Raw genomic sequence first — 17,213 nt, forward strand, 5'->3', positions numbered from 1 at the left:
CGCAGAGTAACACGGCTTATTTTTGCAGTTCTCGCCGCAAATCGTCCAGATACAGCTTCTGCTGACGCTTTAGATAGCTGGGGACAAAGGGGCGCATCCACCAGTGCTTGGCGTTGACCGTCTCGGTGCAATGGAGCCGGGTGCCGCCCTCTGCCACCTCAAAGATCCCCTCCCAGGAGCCGGACATATTACCGTTTTCCATGGTGAAGGCCCATCGGCACAGGGGCTGGCAGGCCGTGACGGTAAAGTCTGTGGCGTAGCCGCTTTTGGTGTGCTCCACGAAATGGGTTTCGTCCAAGATTTCCACCTGGGCCAAGTCGCTGCGCCAGGCGGTATTTGTGAGGTCGGTTATCGTCTGCCACACCTGTTCCACCGGGCAGAGAAAATACTCTGTTACCCTGGAAGTTGCCATACCAATGCTCCTTTCAAAACCACAATGCCTGCTCTCTCCGGAACACCGGGGTATCCCCTTGGGCGTAGGGGTCGTAGCGGTTCTCGTTGCAGCCGAATTCCTGGAGAAAGCAGATCTGTCCCGCCTCGTTCCAGCGGATGAGGGAAAGGCCGTCAAAGCTCTGGATGGTGCCGTCCGTCATGGCGCAACGGAAAGCCCACTCCACCACGGTCTGGTCTCCCTTGTGGAAATACTCTCGGATATCCCAGTGTTCCACGGTGCCCCGGGTGTTCCACTCGTCAAACCATAGTTTAATTTTTCTGCTGCCGTGGTACTCCGGCCCCCAGCTCTCGATGTAGACGGCGTCGGGGGCAAAGAGTTCCTCAATCCCTGTGTCCTGCTTGTCCAGCCACATGGAAAACCAGCGGCGGACCTGTGCTTCCCTCTGTTCCTGCATATCCATAGCTGCCTCCAACTCCATTACACGCATTTCACCGGCTGCCGGATGACGGTTTTCAGCTTTTTCGGCTTGCACCGCCGTACATCACTCAAATAGATCTCATGGTGGAACCGACCCTGACTGAAATCCAACGTATAGCCCTGTTCCGTGGCGTACGCCTCCATGGCCGCCACAGTGGCGGGCTCGTCGTCATAGGGGCCGATGTGCATACACTGGACACAAAGCCCCTCCTCCCAGGAGAAGAATTCCACCTTGGAAAAATCCCGCTGCTTTTTCTCCGCGGCCTCCCGGACGGCCCAGTCAAAGGCCTCTTTTGTCACAAACTCCGGCAGGCGGATCAGGGAGATCCACCGGAAATCAGCCTTGCGGGAGTAGTCCACGCCCTGAGTATCCTCCTGCCACCAAAGGCCCTCCAGTGGCGGCACCACATAGTCGAAGTAACCCTCCAGCTGATGCTTGCCCATCTTGCTCATTTTGATGGTATAGGCCACGGCATAGAGCAACTCCAAAGCCTGCTTGTAAGCGCCGTTCTCCTCGTTGGGGTCGCCTTGCCCCCGCACGGCCAGAAAGTTCATGGCCGGTACCGTGACGATGCTCGGTGTCCTGGGGGGCAGATAAAATTCCTTGTACTCTTTCTTGTAGTCAAAAGCCACGGTTACTTCCTCCTTTTCTTTGGCTGGGCCTGAAGGGCCAGACAGGTGAGGCGGGTAAGAGCGGTCATGGTGTCCCGGTCGTCCACATCCTCCACCCAGATGTAGTCATTAGCCCCCTCATAGGGTGGAGCCTTGGGCAGATGGGGAAATGCCGCCTCCCCCGCCGGGGTGACCTTGACAAAAAGCTGGTCGTCACAGATGACGGCGAAGAACACCTCGTCGCAGTAGAGACCGTATTCCCCGAACATCTTCCGGCTGCGGATGGCTCCGGCTTCCCGTAGCTGCTCGGCCACATAGTCCACAAAATTCTTATGAGAGGCCATGATGATCCCCCTTTCGGTAACGATGGACCAGTGTTTCGGTCAGTTCCCGTAGCTGCTCTCGTAATTCTGCCGGCTCCAGCAGCTCCGCCTTGTCTCCAAAGGTCAAAACCCAGCTGAGCACGCTGTTCCCATCGGGAAAGCCGCCGGTGAAGCGCAACTGTCCGTCCGGTTCCACGATGAAACAGTCCGCCCCGTATTCCTCCACCAGCCGCCAGCGGCAGGATGGCTCAAAGAGAACGGTGACCTGGTATTTTACCGGAAAGACCTGTTCCGGTTCCAGGTTGGGCAGGGGGGCGCAGCGAGGAGCAAAGGCTTCACCGCTGGTAAGCTCCGTCATACGGTTGAGCTTAAACAGGCGGAAATCCTCCCGCATTTGGCACCAGCCCCACACATACCAGGTGGACCAATGGAACACCAGATAATAGGGCTCCACGATGCGCACCGATTCCTCTTTGGGAGAGAAGTAGGTGAAACGGATGGTGCGGTGCTGCTCCATGGCCCCTTGGATTCGCTCGATTTTGGGCGGCAGACTGGTCTTGTACCAGGAAGCCAGGTCAATGAGCATATGTGCTCCACCGGGAACCAGTCCACCTGTCCCGGCGGACAGCTTTTCCATCAGCTGGGCGTAACGCCGGGTGCCACTGACGCTGTCCAAACTCCGCAGTCCCGCCAGAATGGCCTGCATTTCCGGGGCAGTGAGTACCGTGCGGTCCACCCGGTAGCCCTCCATGATGGAGATGCCGCCCCCAGAACCCTGAGTAGTAGCGATGGGGATGCCTGCCCGGCACAGGGACTCGATGTCACGCTGGATGGTCCGGCGGGACACCTCGAACTGCTCCGCCAGCTCCGGGGCGGTGACCTTCTCCCGCTGGAGCAAAATGGACAGGATGCCGATAAGCCGCTCCATTTTCATGGGATCCACCGCCTTTCCTGGTTCTGACTGCATTATAGCACAAGAACACGACAACTGTGTGTCATGTTTCTCAAAGAATTGCAGCGGCTCATATCGTATGGTATCATAGTCCCACTAAGACCGTCGGGAAGAGGATGGATCATGCCATGAAAATCAGAAAAGTGGAAACCGACAAAAAGAGATACCTGGATTTGCTGCTGCTGGCCGACGAGCAGGAGAACATGATCGACCGCTATCTGGAGCGGGGAACCATGTATGTGTTGGAGGACGACGGCGTCAAGGCCGAATGTGTGGTGACAGATGAGGGAGACGGCATCCTGGAGATGAAAAACCTCGCCGTGGAGCCTGCCTTTCAGGGCAGGGGCTACGGAAAGAACATGGTGGACTTCCTTGTCCGAACTTACAAGGAGCAGTATACGGTGCTGCAGGTTGGCACCGGAGACAGCCCGTCCACCATCCCGTTTTATGAATTCTGCGGATTTCGTAGGCACCATCTGGTCAAGAACTTTTTTACTGACCACTACGACCACCCCATCTACGAGTATGGGGTGCAGCTGGTAGACATGCTGTACCTGCAAAGGGAGCTGAGCCTGTAAGCGTATCAGTATTTAACAAGCTATAATCAAAGAATAGCGCCTTCCGGAATCTGCGGGTTTCGGAAGGCGCTTCTTGGGCTTATTTTGCAATTTGATACTTGATGCGATTGCCGTATTTTGCAGAGCGCAGCAACCCAAGTTTTTCAAACTTGAGTACAAATCCACGGATGGTAGCATAGGCCGCATTGCCAAAGTCCTTTTCCAGCTGCTTGGTGGAGAACTGGCACTCCCCATAAGCGGTGAGGACAAACTGCCACAGGGCCTGTTCTTTTTCTGTGACATCGCCCCGGGACAAAGCGTTCTGGAAGGTTTCTGTGGTGTTGGGATCGGGCAAAGCCGAGACCAGCTTGTGGTACACATGTTCAATGAAATAGGTGAGGAAAGGCGTCACATCCATGACCCCGCTGATCTTCGCATTCTGCTCTGCCAACGTGTAGGCGTTGTAGTAACCCCGGCGGCTCTTCTCCACATACTCAGACAGCGGGACAAACAGAGCGGAGGAATACCGCTGCTGCACCAGATACCACAGGTGTATCAGTCGGGCCATTCTGCCGTTGCCGTCAAACCAGGGATGCAGGTAGGCGATGTAGAAGTGGATGAGCGCCGCTTTCAGCAGGTCGTTTATGGCGGATTCCTGATGGATAAACTCCACCAGATTCCCCATATACTCCGGCAGCATCTGCCAGGGAAGGCCGGTGTGTTCCACTTTGTCACCCACGATATACACGCTGTCATGGCGGTATTTATGGCCGGACAGGAGCTGATCCTCCTCCGGTAAAAATGCCCCAATGGTAAGCTCATAGAGCTGGTGGATGCTCTCCTCGCTGATCGTATGCTGAGGATCACTGATAAACTCCAGACCCTTCTTCATGCCGTAGATGCGGTTCTCACTCTCGCTGGTGGGGGCGTAGCCGGACAAAATTCTGCGGACGCTGTCCCGGGAGGTGTCGATCTGCTCGATGGAGAAGGTGGAGAGAATTTCGTCCTCCATGGCCTTTCTGCCATAGACCTGGCTGCTGCTCTGGGGTGTCAGCAGCACCTTGGCCGCCGACAGCTGAACCTGGGCAACAGAATCCAGATAGACCAGATTCTTTCCATTGAAATCCTTTAGCGGCAGAGGCTTATAAAAACCGCTGTCAAGCAGTGCCACAAATTCCTTCAGATCAGCCTGAGGGTATTTGTAGCCAAGTTTTTTCAGGTCGATGATGCTTTTGTCGGAGAGCATCTTGGCAAACAATCCGGCGTCCATGGTGTTCACCTCTGATATAACATAGTATCAATTAGTATCAGTATAACAAAGGATATCCACCGTTGCAAGCGTTTATACAAGTATGGTGCCCCTGGATCATCTGTTGAGATTCAGCGGGCGGTTACTCGTCGTCATCCAAAATCATGCCGGCTGCCGCCGTTGGAACCCAGTGCCTCAAAGGCACAGACAATCTCCTCGATTTGCTGAAAGCATTCGCTGTCTGCCAATGTGTCATCCTCCAGGATGGCTTTAATTTTGCCCAGGGCCTTGTAGCATTCCAACTCCACAATCTTTGTTACGTCTGTATGGATGAGTTCCGGAAAGGAGACCTGGATTTTTTCGTTTGCCAACACATGACAGAGGATTTCCTGATACAGCTCCATGCAACCACCGCCTTAGTACTTATAAGTTCTACAATCGACATTGTAATAAAAATTTGCGGTATCGTCAATAGTATCAATCAGTACTAAAGGCGGTGGGCGGTATGTTATTTCAACGACTGAGAGATTTGCGGGAGGACAGGGATCTGCGGCAGGAGGATGTGGCGGAAATTTTAGGGATCAGCCAGACGGTGTATTCCCGCTATGAGCGTGGATTTCAGACCATTCCGGTGATCCATCTTCTGAAATTGGCAGACTACTATAAGGTGTCTACCGATTATATTCTGGGACGAACCAACAACAGCAAGCCATATGATGCAAAATAGAAAATCTTAATGAGAAGCATCATAAAATGCAGAAGAATGGAGCATTTAGATGGATCATTCTAAAAAATACCGCCCGCTGGCATCTGTGGATGCTTAGCGGGCGGTATAGTATTCTTTATATGATGGTCTGCCGCCGGTCCCACTCCTTTTTCAGAATGGCGTACTGCATGGTGTTTTCGTATTTGGGGGTGCCGTCGGGATGGTTCACGAAGGAGATGAATTCCAGGAACACGCCCTCCCGACGCATGCCCAGTTTCTCGCACAGGTGCTGACTGGAAAGGTTGTAGTCCTCGGTATAGGCGTAGATACGTCTCGCATTCTTTTGGGAAAAAAGGTAGTCAAAGAAAGCGTATGCCGCCTCAAAGGCGTAGCCCTTGCCCTGGTAGGCCTCGTTGAGCATCCAGCAGGGGCTGAAGGTGTCCCGTGGGGCGTCCTGGTCTGCGTGGGGCTCGCCCGCCTCCGGGTAGGCGTCGATCTCCCCAATGACCTTGCCGCTGTCCTTCAGGGTAATGGCGAAGTAGTACTCCGTCTCGCCCAGGCGCTTTTTCACTTCTGCCTGCGCCTCATCCAGAGAGTGTAACTTCATGCTGGCGAAGCAGTTGACTGCAGGCGCTCTCAGATATTCATAGACATCCGCTGCATCGCTCTCTAAAAACGGGCGCAGAATCAGCCGTTTTGTCTCGATCACCATACATTGCTACCTCCATCAAATGAAACTGTGGTACGGCGGTACCTGTATCCACAGGCCGATGTTTTCACCAGTGCAATTCGCATTTTCCGGAAGTGTGCTGAAACTTCCATTGCAGATAGTATCGGCTGGTTTCACCATCCAGATGAATCGACTGGGAGGGATTTTGCCTGTTGAGTTTCAAAAGCGGCTGCTTTTTCTGATCCAACAGAAGGACTTCCGCCTCGCCTTTGGCCAGTTGGACATCCAATGTAAATGTGTAAGTCCTGTTTTCATAAAAGCGCCCCATATGCCTGACCCATCCGGTGCAGGTGTCCAGCTTCACCTTGTCTCCGGTTTTCCCCGGCAGAAACATAAACAGGATCGCTTGGATACATTTCGTGGTCGCAATTGCGCCCCAATAGTAAGGCAAGCCCTTAAATTTCATGCGCCCATCCTCCTGAATATCATGTCTCTGCCTATTGTGCGGTTATTCTGAGTATATAATGCTGTAAAGTTAAAAAATCCGCCAAAATCACAAGATCTTGGCGGATTTTTGGTCCGAGTGGAGAGACTCGAACTCCCGACATCCTGCTCCCAAAGCAGGCGCGCTACCAACTGCGCTACACCCGGATATTTTCGCTTACAGGCTTACATTATAGCGGATTTCCTTGCCCTTGGCAAGAGTTTATGATATGATTTTCTCGACTTTCTTTGAATGGTACGAGGTGAAGCCAATGAGAATGCGGAAAAAGAAGAACTTGGACCGGCGCATGGAGAACTGTGCCGATTTGTGGATTAAAAATCCCGCCGCCCAGCGGGGCAAGTGGCGGGAGCTGATGCCACAGGCCCAGGGGGTGCGTCTGGAGCTGGGCTGCGGCAAGGGCCGATTCACCGCCGAGACAGCGGCGGCCAACCCCCAGGACCTGTATGTGGCAGTGGAGCGGGTGCCCGACGCCATGGTCATCGCCATGGAGCGGTGCCGGGAGAAGGGGCTGCACAACGTCTTTTTTATTGACGGCGATGCCGCCTGCCTCAGCGATTACTTCGCCCCCGACGAGGTGGACCTGCTGTACATCAACTTCTGTGACCCCTGGCCCTCCGTGAAGCACTCCCGCCGCCGTCTCACCCACGAGAATTTCCTGCGTGGGTATCGCCAGGTGCTGCGGGACGGGGGCGAGATCCACTTCAAGTCGGACAACCGGGACCTGTTTGAGTGGTCCCTGTTCCAGTTCCCCAAGGCCGGGTTTGAGTTGTCTCAGGTCACCCGCAATCTCCATGAGCACGGCATTTGCGGTGTGATGACCGACTATGAGGAGAAGTTCCACAACCTGGGCACCCCCATCAACCGCTGTGTGGGCACCAAGGTGGCCCTGCCTGATATGCCGGTGGTGGATGCCCTGAGCCAGCGCCTTCCCCAGTTTGAGATTCGTCGGTGGGAGGAGGAGGACCTGCCCGCCGTTCTGGCCCTGATGGAGGGGAACGCCGCCTATTATGAGATTCAGAACCAGGGCCAGCCCACCATCCACAGCATCCGGGAGGATATGGCCACCCTGCCGCCCCGGTGCATCCAGGAGCAAAAGCATGATTTGGGCCTGTGGCAGGAGGGCAAGTTGGTGGGAATTCTGGACCTGGTGGAGGGCTATCCCCGGGAGCGCACCCTGTGGGTGGGCTTCTTTATGGTGGACGCCAACCTGCACCGCCAGGGCGTGGGACGGGCTGTGGCCCAGGCTCTGCCCGGAGCAGCTGCCGACGCCGGAATGGACAGCATCCGCCTGGGCTGCCTGAAGGGCAACACCAAGGGCCACGACTTCTGGCTGGCCATGGGCTTCCAGGACCTGCGGGACGGCGAGGTCCGGGGAGGCAGCGCCGTTTGGATTATGGAACAGCTGGCCGAACACGAATAAAGCCAAGAACCCACATAGCAACGCAAGAAGGAACAATCATCTTGCATGGTCTAAAAGCCCTCGGCAGAGTTTTCCCGCCCGGGGGCGGGAAAATAAATCGAAATCCGTTTTTTCCGGGGACATGCGCATCGGAAAAAACACTTCTCAGCCCGCCAGTGTGGAATCGGGGCGTCCTTTGACCCGATGATGCATGCAGCGGGCTGCATCTCCTCGAAAAAATGCTGGCATTTTTGAGAAGCGTGTCGAATTGCTTCGACACGCAAACAAGAAACTGGTCTTTCTTGAGGGAAAGACCAGTTTCTTGCATCTTAGAGGGGGAGCAACACGTGATAGATCATCATAAAGTGGGCCACGGAGCCCAGCACAATGAACACGTGGAAAATCTCGTGACAGCCAAACCGGGGATTGTCCCGGGCGGGCCACTTCAGGGCGTAGAGCACGCCGCCGATGGTGTAGAGGATGCCGCCGGACAGCAGCCACAGCACGCCGGACATTCCCAAGGTGAGGTAGAGGGGGTAGATGGCCACCAATGCCAGCCAGCCCATGGCAATGTAGATGGTGGAGGTGAGCCAACGGGGGCAGTTGATCCAGGCCAAGGTCATCACCAGCCCAGCAATGGCCAGAACCCAGATGATGCCGAACATGGACCAGCCCCAGGGCCCCCGCAGGGCGGTGAGACACACCGGGGTGTAGGTGCCCGCAATGAGGAAGTAGATGGAGGCGTGGTCGTACTTCCGCAGCGCAATGCGCTTGGCGGCGGTGGTGTGCACCGAGTGGTAGAGGGTGGAGGCGGTATATAGTCCGATCATGGACGCTCCATAGATGGAGAACGAGACCAATTTCCAGGCGTCAGCACCGGTGATCACTGCCTTTACCAGCAGCAGAACCGTGCCCAGGATGGCCAGCGCCGCACCAATTCCGTGGGTGATGGCCGACCAGGGGCGCAGTCCGTCGAAGGGCGTGCGGCCATGCTCCTGGGGACGTCTCCGGGGACGGGGCAGGGCGTCAAAGGGGTCAGGTGTGAGTGCGTCTTCCATAGTGACACCATCCTTTCTGAGAGCTCATTATAACATATTTGCTTTGTGATATCAAGGTCAATATGACTAAATATAATAATAAAAACTAGATTGAAAGAAGTGACATTGAATCTATACCTGGTGTGTGCTATAATCATAAAATTAGATGAACACCCGCAGGAGGAGAGCGTATGGGAGAGTGCCTGGGACTGTATTTACACATTCCATTTTGCCGCAGCAAGTGTGATTACTGTGATTTTTACTCGCTGGCAGGGCGGGAAGACCGGATGGACGACTACCAAAAAGCGCTCCTGCGCCACATTGTGGAGAGTGCGGAGGCGGCCCGCAGTTTTTCCGTCAACAGCATCTACATCGGAGGGGGCACCCCCACCTGGTACGGAGAAAAGCGCTTGGTGGAGTTGCTGCACACCATCAAACGCCGCTTCACCCTGTCCAAGGATGTGGAAATCACCATCGAGGCCAACCCGGACAGCGTGGATGAGAAGATGCTGCGTCACCTGCGCCGAGCGGGTGTGAACCGCATTTCCATGGGGATGCAGTCCGGCTGTGACCAGGAGCTGCAGGCCGTGCACCGTCCTCACACCTATCGCCAGGTGGTGGACGCGGTGACGGCGGTGCGCCGGGCCAAAATTACCAACCTGAACCTGGATTTGATTTACGGCCTGCCGGGGCAGACCGAGGAGAGCTGGCACAAGACGGTGGAAAAGGCGCTGATTCTCAACCCGGAGCACCTGTCTTGCTACGGATTGACGGTGGAGGAGGGGACTCCTCTGGCCCAGCGTGTGGCCCGGGGCGAGCAGCTGCCCGACGAGGATCAACAGGCGGCCCTGTACCTGTGGACGGTGAAGCGCCTGGCCGAGGCCGGGTACGAACAGTATGAGATCTCCAACTTTGCCAAGCGGGGCTATCAGTCCCGGCACAATATGAAATACTGGATGGGACACCCCTATATGGGGTTGGGCGCTGCGGCCCACTCGGATTTCGGCGGGCGGCGGTATTCCTTCCTCTCCGATCTGGACCAGTACATTGACCACATGCTCCAGGGGGACGCGGTGGTGGATGAGTCGGAGCAGATCACCCGGCGCGAGCGGGGCAGCGAATACCTGATGCTCCGCATGCGCACCGTCCACGGCATTGAGGAGTGGGAGTACCGGCGGGAGTATATGATGAACTTCGAGCCCATTGCCGCCAAGCTGGCAGAGTTTGAGCAGCACGGCTGGGCCCGCCGCCGGGGACGCCGATGGCAGTTTACCCCAGAGGGCTTCCTCTTATCCAATCAGCTCATTGGGCAGCTGTTGGAACTGCAGGAAAATGCCTCCCTGGGTGGGATGTTGGAGCGGGTGCGCCGCAACCGAGAGGCCCAGAAAGAGAACAAAGAATCAAAAGAATCCTGAGAAATCCATGGGGCAGGGAGCGCCGAATACCGCTTCCTGCCCCACTGCTATGATGAATGCATGAAAAATGGGTATACTCTCTGTGAGGTGAGAACCCATGAACATGAGCAATGAGGAATATCAAAAGTATGTGATGGCCATGGCCAAATCCTCCCCCACCGCCAAAAATCTGGTGTGGGCCTTTTGCGTGGGGGGCGGCATCTGTGCGTTGGGCCAGGGGCTGAGTACCTTATATGAGAGGTGGGGAGCGGGGGAGAACGCCCTGTCACTGGTGTCTCTGACCCTGGTGTTCGTGGCCGCCCTGCTCACAGGTCTGGGCGTGTTTGACGACATCGCCCGGAAAGCGGGGGCCGGAACCCTGGTGCCCATCACCGGATTTTCCAACGCCATGGTGTCCCCGGCCCTGGAGTTTCAAAGTGAGGGGCGCATTACCGGAACCGGGGCCAAGCTGTTCACTGTGGCCGGGCCCGTGCTGGCCTATGGGGTGTTTGCCAGTGTGATATACGGGTGCATCTATCAGCTGCTCCGGTGAGGAAATTGCCCTGCCGCCGCCGTGGGAAAGACATGTGCTTCCCCACGGCAATTTTTATTTGTATTGTGCAAAATGACGAACGAGACACAAAAATTTTTAATATGGAACCAAAGGGAATTTATTTTTTTACTGAATAAATACACGAATTCCCGCAAAAATATGGAATTGGACCCATTACTTCTGTAAATTAAATTGGGAAAGAAAAGAGAATCGTAAAAAATTTAAAAATTTCGAAACACACTGTTTACTTTGTCTAACTTAATATGGTAAGATTCACTCATAATTGGATAGAATGGATTGTTACCGCAAGGGCAAAACCGGATTGACCAGAAGACTATGAAGACCATGTAGTAGTTGCTCCTGGCGGTCTGGCTTTTTTTGTTTTTTGTGGGAAGCTCCAGCATCCAAAATAAGATAAGGAGGAAGCGAAATGAGACGGCAAACAAGACAAGCGAGTCAGGCCCATATGGGACGCAGACTCACTGCGGCCGCCTTGGCCGCGGTCATGGGCGCGGGTTGTGTGGCAATGACCCCCTTCCAGGCCCAGGCCGAGGACACGGGGAGTACCGGGTATGAGATTTACCCCAATCCCCATGTGATGACCTATACAGGTGGAGACTACATTGTTAAAAATGAAGTCAACGTGGTGTTCGAGGACGGCATCGACCAGTACACCAAGGACCGCCTGGACGAGGTGCTGGACCTGAAGGGGGACATCACCTACACCACCTCGGACGAGATGGTCAACGGTAAGACCAACATTCTGGTGGGTATCAACGGCTCCGGCGGCTACGTGGACAGCTATGCCAAGGAGAACCTGGAGGTGACCACCGACGGGCTGTTTGACGAGCTGGATTCCTATGTCCTGGACAACCAGAACGGCGTGATCACCGTGCTGGGCCGGGACACCGACGCTGCGTTCTACGGCCTGACCAGCCTGTACCACGTGTTCACCCAGATGGACAGCTACACCATCCAGGAGTTCCACATGGAGGACTGGGCCGACGTGGCCAGCCGTGGCTTCATCGAGGGTTACTACGGCAACCCCTGGAGCACCGAGGACCGTGCCAACCTGATGACTTGGGGCGGCTACTACAAGCTCAACTCTTACTTCTACGCTCCCAAGGACGACCCCAAGCACAACTCCAACTGGCGTGAGCTGTACACCCAGGAGGAGCTGGACACCAAGATCAAGCCTCTGGCTGAGGCCGGAAACGCCTCCAAGTGCCGCTTTGTGTACGCACTGCACCCCTTTATGTACAATGCGGTGCGCTTTAACACCGAGGAGAACTACCAGGCTGACCTGGCTGCCGTTCAGGCCAAGTTTACCCAGGTCATCGAGGCCGGTGTGCGTCAGATCGCCATTCTGGCCGATGACGCCGCTCACGTGGGCAACGACAACTACATCCGCTTCCTCACTGACATGAGTGATTGGCTGGTGGAGATGCAGAAGACCTATCCCGACCTGAAGACCACTCTGCCTTTCTGCACCCAGGAGTACATGGGCTGGGGCCAGTCCTACTACGCCCAGTTCCCCGAGAACGTGCAGATCGTCATGACCGGCGGCAAGGTGTGGGGCGAGGTTACCGATAACTTCACCTCTTCCTTTACCAACACCGTGGGCCGTGGTCCCTATATGTGGATCAACTGGCCCTGCACCGACAACTCCAAGAAGCACCTGATTATGGGCGGTTACTCTGACTTCCTCCAGATCGGGGTCAACCCGGACAACATCCAGGGCATCGTGCTCAACCCCATGCAGCAGTCTGAGCCCAGCAAGGTGGCCATCTTCGGCAACGCCTGCTATTCCTGGAACATCTGGGAGAGCCAGGAGGAGGCCGACAAGGCTTGGGACGCTTCCTTTGCCTGCGTGGACCACAACACTGTCATTCCCAATGACGCCTCCAATGCTCTGCGTGAGCTGTCCAAGCACATGATCAACCAGAACATGGACAGCCGTGTGCGCGTGCTGCAGGAGTCTGTGGACCTCAAGCCCATCCTCAATGACTTCAAGGAGAAGCTGACTGCCGGTACCGTCACTGTGGACGATGTGAACACTGTGATGGCCGAGTTTGAGCTGCTCCAGGAGGCCGCCAAGACCTACCGGGCCAAGGCTGGCAACACCGATGTGAAGGATCAGATCGTCTACTGGCTCAACTGCTGGGACGACACCACCACCGCTGCCATCGCCTACCTCAACGGCGTGAAGGCTGTGCTGGCGGGCGACACCAGCAACATCCTCAAGTATAACTCCGAGGGTAAGACCGCTTTTGACAGCTCCAAGAACCACCCCTTCTGGTATCTGGACCACAACGAGTATGCCGAGGTGGGCGTGCAGCACATTGTGCCCTTCATCAAGACCCTGGCCAACTATGTCTCTCAGTCTGCGGAGACCGCCATGGATCCCAGCAAGGTGATTGCCAACTTCATCACCAACCGTACCGACACCCCCACTGGTGACGTTGCTAATATCTTTGATGGAAGCGACAGTACCGGCATGACGTTTAAAACTCCCAATGCCATTGCTGAGGGCGAGTATGTGGGACTGCTGTATAACAAGGTCATCGATGTGAACAACATCCGCATTACCATGCAGGGTCAGGCCGATCACTTTGAGCATTCCAAACTCCAGTATACCACCGATGGAAAAGAGTGGGTTGATATTGAGCTGCGTGAGGGAGAGAATCAATTCGATGTGCCGAGAAATCAGCCCTTCGAAATCTCCCTGGATGAGGATGCACTGCCCCAGGATTTCCAGGCTATGGGCGTGCGCCTGATCACCACTCAGGCCAACAGCGGTGCTTGCTGGTTGGATCTCAGAGAGTTCCAGATCAACGCTCAGGACAGCGAGCCTGAGGTCACTGAGGGTACCTATTCCACCAACCGGGATCGGATGAACGGCACCGCTTGGGACGTGCTCAACGATGGTGCCAACGGCGGCGCCAGCGCCAGCGAGGTGTGGCTGTCTGTGGCCAGCGGCACCGACAAGGACGGCCTGCCCGCCGGCTCCTACATCCAGTACACCCTCACTGAGCCCATGAAGCTGTCCAGCGTCACCTTCGCCCAGGGCGGCTCCGCTGCCGGCGACGTGATCACCGACGGCTCCATCCAGTACCTGGATGCTCAGGGTCAGTGGCAGACCATCGCTGAGGTCAACGGCGACAAGGTTCAGACCTTCGATTTCTCTGATGAGGACATCACCACCACCGCTGTGCGTGTGCAGAACGATGCCTTCAAGAAGATTTGGTGGCGTGTGGGCGAGTTCAACGTGGAATTCTCCGCCGACACCTCCAGCAAGCCCATTGAGTACAACATCATGCGCACCGAGCGCTGGACTGTCTATCAGGGCAACGAGGCCAACCTGTACGACGGCAACGACGGCACCTATGTGTGGTACGATCCCGATGGGTCCGGCAACTCCACCGGCGACGACTTCATGGTGGACGACTTCCTGGGCTACAACCTGGGTAAGGTTGCCAAGCTGGACAGCGCTCACATTGTGGTGGGCAACGGCAGCAGCAGCGACAAGCTGAAGGTGTACGCCATCGAGACCTCCGTGGACGGCCAGGAGTGGACCGCTGTGCCTGACTATGAGCGCTACGAGGGCAAGGCCAGCGGCACCGACGTGCTGGACATCGACCTGGACGGCGTTCAGGCTCAGTACATCCGCATCCGCAACCTGGTGCAGCAGGGCTCTTGGGGCAAGTTCAGTGAGTTCACCGTCACTGAGGTGATCAAGCAGACCGGTTCCACCGAGAACCTGTACACCAATGTGGAGACCAACATCCTCTCCAACGCCTCCGAGGGCCAGGTGAACCTCACCAGCGGCACCGCCACCCTGAACACCGGCGATTATGTGGGTGTGGACCTGGGCAACATCAAGGCTGTCACCGGCGTGACCACCTCCGAGCTGCCCCAGGGCGTGACTCTGGAGACCTCTATGAACGGTGTGACCTGGACCGCTTACACCGCCAAGTCCGCCACCGACGCCCGCTATGTGCGCGCTGTCTCCTCTGCTGACGGCGTGGTGCTCAACCTCACCGAGTTCGTGGTTTCCTACGAGTTCGTGGGCGAGAAGACCGTGGAGAGTAACTTCGCCATTCAGGACACTTCCTCCGATATGAGAAACAACGGTACCGTGAAGAACGTGTTCGACGGCGACCTGTCCACTCTGGGCATGATCACTGGCACCCAGGACGTTGGCAAGACCATCACCTTCGATCTGGGCCAGACCATCCACTTCTCCTCTCTGCGCTACTACATCGTGGAGACTCAGCTCAACTACCCCCGTCACGTGAAGTTTGAGGTTTCCGCCAACGGCGAGGACTGGACCGAGGTCCTGGTCATCGGCGACGGCGACTTCGAGAACGTGTGGGACAACTCCGTGGCCAAGGACATGCAGGACAAGACCCTGTATCACGACAGCAAGAACCCCGGCTACATGTACGCCGAGGCCACCGGTCTGGACGTGGATGGCCGCTACATCCGTGTCACTCCTCTGAGCACCTACAGCCACAGATGGCTGGGCTTCAGCGAGATTCAGATCAACGGCGGCGAGTACATCTCCCCCGAGAGCAACCGTGACATCGTCAGCGCTGACGTGGAGCAGAAGGGCATGATCCCCTCCAACGCTCTGGACGGTGATTACACCACCACCTACAAGTCCAGCGCCACCAACAGCTCCTTCACCTACCGCATCTCTGAGCCCACCGGCCTGACCTCCATCCGTCTGGTGCAGCTGGGCGCCATCTCCAACGCCACCGTCACCGCTCAGTATGTGGGCGAGGACGCTGCTGTGGAGCTGGGCACTCTGAACCAGGCCATCAACGAGTTCAAGCTGGACACCGGTAAGACTCTGGAGAGCATCACCGTGTCCTGGACCGACACCATCCCCGAGATTGCCGAGATCGTCACCTCCACCCAGGCTGTGGGTCAGGTGAATAAGGACGAGCTGAAGGCCGCTTTGGATGCCACTCAGCCCACCGACACCTGGACCGATGACAGCGTGGCTGCCTACGAGGCTGCCAAGGCTGTGGCTCAGGCCATGTATGAAAACGACAACGTCACCCAGTCCATGGTGGACTCCGCTCTGGGCTCCCTGAACAGCGCCGTGAACAATGCTGTGCTCAAGGCCAGCAACGTGGACGAGCTGCAGGGTCTGGTGGACAACAAGGTCACCAACGACAACAACGTCTACACCACCTTTAGCTTCATGACCTACTCCTCCGCCATGGAGGACCTGGAGGCTGCTCTGGCCGACGCCGGCAACCTGTCCCAGGAGAAGGCCGACCAGCTGAAGGCCGCTGTGGAAGAGGCTCAGGCCGGTCTGGTGTACTCCACCCGGAACCGTGAGCTGGCTCAGCTGGCTGTGGCTGGCTACGAGAACATCGTGGCTGAGGACTACACCGCTGAGAGCTACGCCGCTGTCACCGCTGCCAAGCAGGCCATTGACGAGCTGGTTGCTCAGGATCTGGCCGCTACCAGCAACGACCAGCGCGTGGACCCCGTGAAGTTCCTGGAGGCCAAGGCTGCCTATGAGGCCGCCGTGGACGCTCTGGTGCCCGCTGGCGAGGCCCAGCCCGGCAACAAGGACCTGCTGCAGAAGACCTATGAGTACGCTCTGACCCTGTCCACCGAGGGTGTCACCGACTCCGCCAAGGCCGCCTTTGAGGCCGCTGTGGCCAATGCCAAGACCGTTCTGGACAACCCCAACGCCACCCAGGACGAGATCAACGCCGCTTGGGACGCTCTGCTGGAAGGCATCTGGGGTCTGGGTCTGACCCAGGGCGACAAGAGCATGCTGGAGCAGCTCATCGCCAAGGCTGAGAGCATGCTGCCCGACGAGGACAAGTATGTGTCTGACAACTGGCAGATGCTGGTTGACGCTCTGGACGCCGCCAAGAAGGTCATGGAAGATGGCGACGCCATGGACGAGGACATCCAGCCCGTGGCTGAGGACCTGCTCAACGCCATCCTGGCCCAGCGCTTCAAGGCGGACAAGTCCATCCTGGAAGAGCTGATTGCCAAGGCCGAGGCCATGGACCTCAACGGCTACAACGAGGCCAGCGTGGGCGCCTTCCGCTCCGCTCTGGCTGCCGCTCAGGCCGTTCTGGCTGACGAGAGCCTCACTGAGGACGATCAGGCCAAGGTGGATACCGCAGTGATGAACCTGCTCACCGCCATGGAGAACCTGACTGCTGAGGGCGAGATGCCCACCCAGCAGCCCTCTCAGACTCCCGCTCCCACCACCCAGCCCGATGACGGCAAGGTGCCCCAGACTGGTGATACCATGAATGTGGCTGCCTACCTGTTCACCGCTGTGGTGTGCGCGGCCGGTCTGGCTGTGCTGGCTATCTTCCGCAAGAAGAACGCCTAATTCCCCCTA

Annotated in this window: 16 protein-coding genes and 1 tRNA gene; 6 read left to right on the plus strand and 11 right to left on the minus strand. The window is 56.7% G+C overall.

Annotated features, from left to right (window positions below):
• Positions 1-16: 16 nt before the first annotated feature.
• The 5 genes from B5F98_RS05610 to B5F98_RS05630 are packed head-to-tail and all read right to left on the minus strand — an operon-like array spanning position 17 to position 2,740.
• Positions 17-412, minus strand: coding sequence for an SRPBCC family protein (locus tag B5F98_RS05610; RefSeq protein WP_087370238.1), 396 nt, complete (start codon positions 410-412; stop codon positions 17-19).
• 13 nt (positions 413-425) lie between these two features.
• A complete protein-coding gene (locus B5F98_RS05615) occupies positions 426-854 on the minus strand; it encodes a nuclear transport factor 2 family protein (protein WP_343219396.1) in 429 nt (142 codons plus the stop codon).
• A gap of 17 nt (positions 855-871) precedes the next feature.
• The gene (locus B5F98_RS05620; protein ID WP_087370240.1) at positions 872-1,504 is read right to left on the minus strand and encodes a GyrI-like domain-containing protein; all 633 of its coding nucleotides are present in this window, start codon (positions 1,502-1,504) and stop codon (positions 872-874) included.
• A 2-nt stretch (positions 1,505-1,506) separates the two neighbouring features.
• Positions 1,507-1,827 (minus strand): TfoX/Sxy family protein, encoded by a 321-nt coding sequence (locus B5F98_RS05625; protein WP_087370242.1) that lies wholly within the window; start codon positions 1,825-1,827, stop codon positions 1,507-1,509.
• Positions 1,814-2,740, minus strand: coding sequence for a YafY family protein (locus B5F98_RS05630; protein WP_087370244.1), 927 nt, complete (start codon positions 2,738-2,740; stop codon positions 1,814-1,816). Before B5F98_RS05630 ends, B5F98_RS05625 begins: the two co-directional genes overlap by 14 nt.
• 146 nt (positions 2,741-2,886) lie before the next feature.
• Here B5F98_RS05630 and B5F98_RS05635 point away from each other — a divergent pair, with 146 nt between their 5' ends.
• The gene (locus B5F98_RS05635; RefSeq protein ID WP_087370246.1) at positions 2,887-3,336 is read left to right on the plus strand and encodes a GNAT family N-acetyltransferase; all 450 of its coding nucleotides are present in this window, start codon (positions 2,887-2,889) and stop codon (positions 3,334-3,336) included.
• Between the two features lie 79 nt (positions 3,337-3,415).
• On the opposite strand, the gene B5F98_RS05640 is transcribed toward B5F98_RS05635, so the two are convergent.
• Both B5F98_RS05640 and B5F98_RS05645 read right to left on the minus strand, forming a co-directional pair.
• The gene (locus B5F98_RS05640) at positions 3,416-4,585 is read right to left on the minus strand and encodes a Fic family protein (protein WP_087370248.1); all 1,170 of its coding nucleotides are present in this window, start codon (positions 4,583-4,585) and stop codon (positions 3,416-3,418) included.
• 131 nt (positions 4,586-4,716) lie between these two features.
• Positions 4,717-4,968, minus strand: a complete 252-nt coding sequence (locus B5F98_RS05645; protein WP_087253594.1) for a hypothetical protein — start codon at positions 4,966-4,968, stop codon at positions 4,717-4,719.
• 101 nt (positions 4,969-5,069) lie between these two features.
• On the opposite strand from B5F98_RS05645, the gene B5F98_RS05650 reads away from it, so the two are divergent.
• Positions 5,070-5,291, plus strand: coding sequence for a helix-turn-helix transcriptional regulator (locus B5F98_RS05650; RefSeq protein ID WP_087370250.1), 222 nt, complete (start codon positions 5,070-5,072; stop codon positions 5,289-5,291).
• A gap of 115 nt (positions 5,292-5,406) precedes the next feature.
• Here the strand turns inward: B5F98_RS05650 and B5F98_RS05655 are convergent, their stop codons facing one another.
• From B5F98_RS05655 to B5F98_RS05665, 3 genes are all read right to left on the minus strand, one after another.
• Positions 5,407-5,982, minus strand: a complete 576-nt coding sequence (locus B5F98_RS05655; protein ID WP_087370252.1) for a GNAT family N-acetyltransferase — start codon at positions 5,980-5,982, stop codon at positions 5,407-5,409.
• Between the two features lie 64 nt (positions 5,983-6,046).
• On the minus strand, positions 6,047-6,406 hold the full coding sequence (locus B5F98_RS05660) for a hypothetical protein (RefSeq protein ID WP_087370254.1): 360 nt from the start codon (positions 6,404-6,406) through the stop codon (positions 6,047-6,049).
• A 109-nt stretch (positions 6,407-6,515) separates the two neighbouring features.
• Positions 6,516-6,591, minus strand: a tRNA-Pro gene (locus B5F98_RS05665).
• A gap of 104 nt (positions 6,592-6,695) precedes the next feature.
• Here B5F98_RS05665 and trmB point away from each other — a divergent pair.
• Positions 6,696-7,865, plus strand: a complete 1,170-nt coding sequence (gene trmB / locus B5F98_RS12955) for a tRNA (guanosine(46)-N7)-methyltransferase TrmB (protein ID WP_087391526.1) — start codon at positions 6,696-6,698, stop codon at positions 7,863-7,865.
• A gap of 308 nt (positions 7,866-8,173) precedes the next feature.
• On the opposite strand, the gene B5F98_RS05675 is transcribed toward trmB, so the two are convergent.
• Positions 8,174-8,902 carry a hemolysin III family protein gene (locus B5F98_RS05675; RefSeq protein ID WP_087370256.1) on the minus strand — a complete coding sequence of 243 codons (729 nt, stop codon included), beginning with the start codon at positions 8,900-8,902 and terminating at the stop codon, positions 8,174-8,176.
• Positions 8,903-9,072: 170 nt separating this feature from the next.
• Here B5F98_RS05675 and hemW point away from each other — a divergent pair, with 170 nt between their 5' ends.
• The 3 genes from hemW to B5F98_RS05690 all read left to right on the plus strand — a co-directional run bounded on the left by hemW (position 9,073) and on the right by B5F98_RS05690 (position 17,204).
• On the plus strand, positions 9,073-10,296 hold the full coding sequence (gene hemW, locus B5F98_RS05680) for a radical SAM family heme chaperone HemW (RefSeq protein ID WP_087370258.1): 1,224 nt from the start codon (positions 9,073-9,075) through the stop codon (positions 10,294-10,296).
• Positions 10,297-10,393: 97 nt separating this feature from the next.
• Complete coding sequence (gene spoVAC, locus B5F98_RS05685; protein WP_087370261.1) at positions 10,394-10,828, plus strand: stage V sporulation protein AC; 435 nt, start codon at positions 10,394-10,396, stop codon at positions 10,826-10,828.
• Between the two features lie 430 nt (positions 10,829-11,258).
• Positions 11,259-17,204, plus strand: a complete 5,946-nt coding sequence (locus tag B5F98_RS05690; RefSeq protein ID WP_087370263.1) for a beta-N-acetylglucosaminidase domain-containing protein — start codon at positions 11,259-11,261, stop codon at positions 17,202-17,204.
• Positions 17,205-17,213: the final 9 nt, after the last annotated feature.

The sequence above is a fragment of the Pseudoflavonifractor sp. An44 genome (genome assembly GCF_002161675.1).
Taxonomy (GTDB): Bacteria; Bacillota; Clostridia; order Oscillospirales; family Oscillospiraceae; genus Enterenecus; species Enterenecus faecium.